At 72.0% G+C, this 3116-nt stretch carries 4 protein-coding genes; 3 read left to right on the forward strand and 1 reads right to left on the reverse strand.

Going from position 1 to position 3116, the window contains the following annotated elements:
* On the reverse strand, nt 1-964 hold a 964-nt coding region (locus H5J29_RS26940), incomplete at its 3' end, for a heme/hemin ABC transporter substrate-binding protein (protein WP_181783805.1).
* A 239-nt stretch (nt 965-1203) separates the two neighbouring features.
* On the opposite strand from H5J29_RS26940, the gene H5J29_RS26945 reads away from it, so the two are divergent.
* The 3 genes from H5J29_RS26945 to H5J29_RS26955 all read left to right on the forward strand — a co-directional run.
* A complete protein-coding gene (locus tag H5J29_RS26945) occupies nt 1204-2037 on the forward strand; it encodes an SDR family oxidoreductase (RefSeq protein ID WP_312858431.1) in 834 nt (277 codons plus the stop codon).
* Nucleotides 2038-2095: 58 nt separating this feature from the next.
* On the forward strand, nt 2096-2713 hold the full coding sequence (locus H5J29_RS26950) for a TetR/AcrR family transcriptional regulator (protein ID WP_181783806.1): 618 nt from the start codon (nt 2096-2098) through the stop codon (nt 2711-2713).
* Between the two features lie 29 nt (nt 2714-2742).
* Nucleotides 2743-3116: enoyl-CoA hydratase-related protein (locus H5J29_RS26955; protein WP_181783807.1), on the forward strand; the 374-nt coding region annotated here is incomplete at its 3' end.

Genomic DNA, 3116 nt, shown 5'->3' on the forward strand with positions numbered 1-3116 from the left:
CGCCACCGCCCTTGAGCTGCAGGTCCGGCATCACGATGACGCGGTCCTCCAGCGCGGCGGGGGTCTGCGCGAGGGTCGGGAACAGCGCGAAGATCTGCTCGGGCCCGCCCCAGGTCGCGAGGTCGTTCTCGCTGACGAGGATCACGTCGGGCTCGCTCTGGACCACGCCCTCGGGGCTGAGTTCGGAGTAGTTCTCGACCCCGGCCTCGTCGCCCACGTTGGTCCCGCCCGCGAGTCGGATGACGTTCGCGGCGGCGGTGTCCGCCCCGCCCACCGCAGGGTTGCCGCCGGCGCCCGTGGCCGAGATGTGCAGCACCCGCGGGCGGTCGGTGATGCCCGCCGCGATGCGCTCCGCCTCGGCGTACTGGCCCTCGACCTGGATGGCCAGCTCCTCGCCCGCCGCGGGCATGCCGAGCGCCGTGGCGAGCTTGCGGATCTTCTCCGGCGCGGGCTGCAGGTTGTCGATCACGACGGCGGCCGCGCCGGTCCCGCGCAGCTGCTCGGCCAGTGCGGTGTGCCTGCGCACGCTGTTGCCCACGAACAGCGTCCCGCCCAGGCTGAGCACGCCCTCGGTGCCGGTGCTCGCGTTGAACAGGAACGTCTGCTCGGCGTTGCGCCCGGTCTCGGTGGCGGACTCCTCGGGTGCGGCGAAGACGTCCGTGCTGCGGCCGAGTGCGTCGAAGACCTCGATCACGTCGTCGCCGCCCACGATGGTCCGCGAGGTGTCCGTGACCTGGGAGGACACGTCGTCGTCCCCGGTCAGGGTGGCGGGCAGGACCTGGGTCCCGGCGTCCGCGACCGTGGCGACGTCCGTGCCCGCCACCCAGGACCACCCCGCGGGGAGGGCGGGGGCGGGGGCCGCGGTCTCGGCGGCCTCCGGGCTGCTGGAGCAGGCTCCGACGGCGAGGGTCAGGGCGAGCGCGCCCGCGAGGGGGGCGAGCAGCCGTCGGACGGGTCGGGACATGCGGTCTCCCGGTGTGCAGGTGAGGGAACCCTCGGTCGAGGTAACGCGATCTTTACTGATTTGTCCTTACCTGGCATCGTGGTTGTACTCACAACCAAGAGGCTGCCTCCGTATTCAGCGGATCGGGACGCGCATCCGGCCACCTTGCATCACGCAACGGTCGACCTCTCGCCGCGTGACCGACAAGCGGTCAGGTCTGACTGGTAGCGTCTGGGGCACCCCACACAGAGGAGCAGCCCGTGACCGCCGAGTCCCTCGCAGGCCACACCATCCTGATGTCCGGCGGGAGCCGGGGCATCGGGCTGGCCATCGCCGTCGCCGCGGGTCGCCGCGGCGCGAACGTCGTGATCCTGGCCAAGACCGACCAGCCGGACCCGCGCCTGCCGGGCACGGTGCACACCGCCGTCGCCGAGATCGAGGAGGCGGGCGGGCAGGCCCTCGCCGTGGTCGGGGACGTGCGCAAGGAGGAGGACGTCGAGCGTGCCGCCGCCGCGGCGGTCGAGCGCTTCGGCGGGATCGACGTCGTGGTGAACAACGCCTCCGCGCTCAACCTCTCGGGCACCGAGGACCTGTCCGCCAAGCGGTTCGACCTCATGCAGCAGATCAACTCGCGGGGCACCTTCCTGCTGTTCAAGGCGGCGCTCCCGCACCTGCGCAAGTCCGACCGGCCGCGCGTGCTCACGCTCTCCCCGCCGGTCACGATGGCGCCGCACTGGCTCGGCAAGTTCCCGGCCTACGCGCTGTCCAAGTTCGGCATGACCATCCTGACCGTGGGCTGGGCCGAGGAGTTCAGGTCCGCGGGCATCGCCGCGAACTGCCTCTGGCCGGAGACCGCGATCAAGACAGCGGCCGTGCAGAACCTGCTCGGCGGCAGCGACACCGTGGACCGCTCGCGGGACCCGCAGATCATGGCGGACGCCGCGCTCGCCGTCCTCGACCTGCCCGCCGAGCGGACCGGGGAGACCTTCATCGACGTCGAGATCCTGCGCGAGGCCGGCGTCACGGACCTCTCGCCCTACGGCGGCGGGGCGGACCTGGAGCTGGACTTCTTCGTCGACGAGCGGATCAGCTGACCACGGTCGGCGGTCCCAGGAAAACAGTCGCGGGTGTCGGGAAGGCTAGGGTGTGAGGATGGCCGCACCGACCCCGCGCCGCACCCAGGGCGAACGCCGGGCGAGCAGCCACCAGATCATCCTCGACGCCGCCGTGGACTCCCTCGTCGAGGACGGCTACGCGGGCGCCACGACCGTCACCATCCAGGCCAGGGCGGGCGTGTCCCGCGGCCGGATGCTGCACCACTTCCCGTCCCGGTCGGCGCTGCTGGTCGCCGCGGCCCAGCACCTCGCCGTCGAGCGGCTCTCGGACACCGAGAACTGGCCCCACGCCTCCACCACCGGGCCGGAACGCATCGACCGGGCCGTCGAGCTGCTGTGGGACACCTTCCGGCAGCCGTACTTCTGGGCGGCGATGGAGCTGTGGAACGCCGCACGCACCGACGAGGCGCTCCGCACGGAGCTGCTGCCCGAGGAGCGCAGGCTCGGCGTGGCGATCCAGCACGTCGTGGCCTCGATGTTCGGGCCCGTGCACTCGAGCCATCCCGCGTTCGAGGACACCCGTGAGCTGTTGTTCACGAGCATGCGCGGGGTGGCGCTGACCTACGCCATCGACCCGCGGGACCCGGACACCGACCCCCACCTCGCCTTGTGGAAGCGCACCGCACGACGCAGTTTGACGGACGGTCAGGACTGACCGTTTCATTCGCACCGGAAGGACGCCCGATGGGATTCGAGACGCTCACCGTCGAGACCAAGGACGGGATCGGATGGCTGCGGCTGGACCGGCCGAAGCAGGCCAACGCGCTGAACGCCGCGCTCTGGCGTGAGCTGCGCGAGGCGGTGAACACCCTCGACGCCGATCCCACGGTCCGGGTCGTGGTGCTCTCCGGCAACGGGCGGAACTTCTGCGCGGGCATCGACCTGGCGATGCTGGGCTCGCTGCTCGGCGGGCACGAGGACCGGGCCCGCGCCGCGGAGGACCTGCGCCGCACCATCCTCGACCTGCAGGACGTGCTCACCAGCGTCGAGCGCTGCCGGGTGCCGGTGATCGCGGCGGTCCAGGGGGCCTGCATCGGCGCGGGGCTGGACCTCGCCGC

Source organism: Pseudonocardia pini (genome assembly GCF_013870575.1).
Taxonomy (GTDB): Bacteria; Actinomycetota; Actinomycetes; order Mycobacteriales; family Pseudonocardiaceae; genus Pseudonocardia; species Pseudonocardia pini.

What these genes read in the sequence shown, in the direction of transcription:
- H5J29_RS26950 (WP_181783806.1), top strand. Translation starts at nt 2,096, where the DNA reads ATGGCCGCACCGACCCCGCGCCGCACCCAGGGCGAACGCCGGGCGAGC.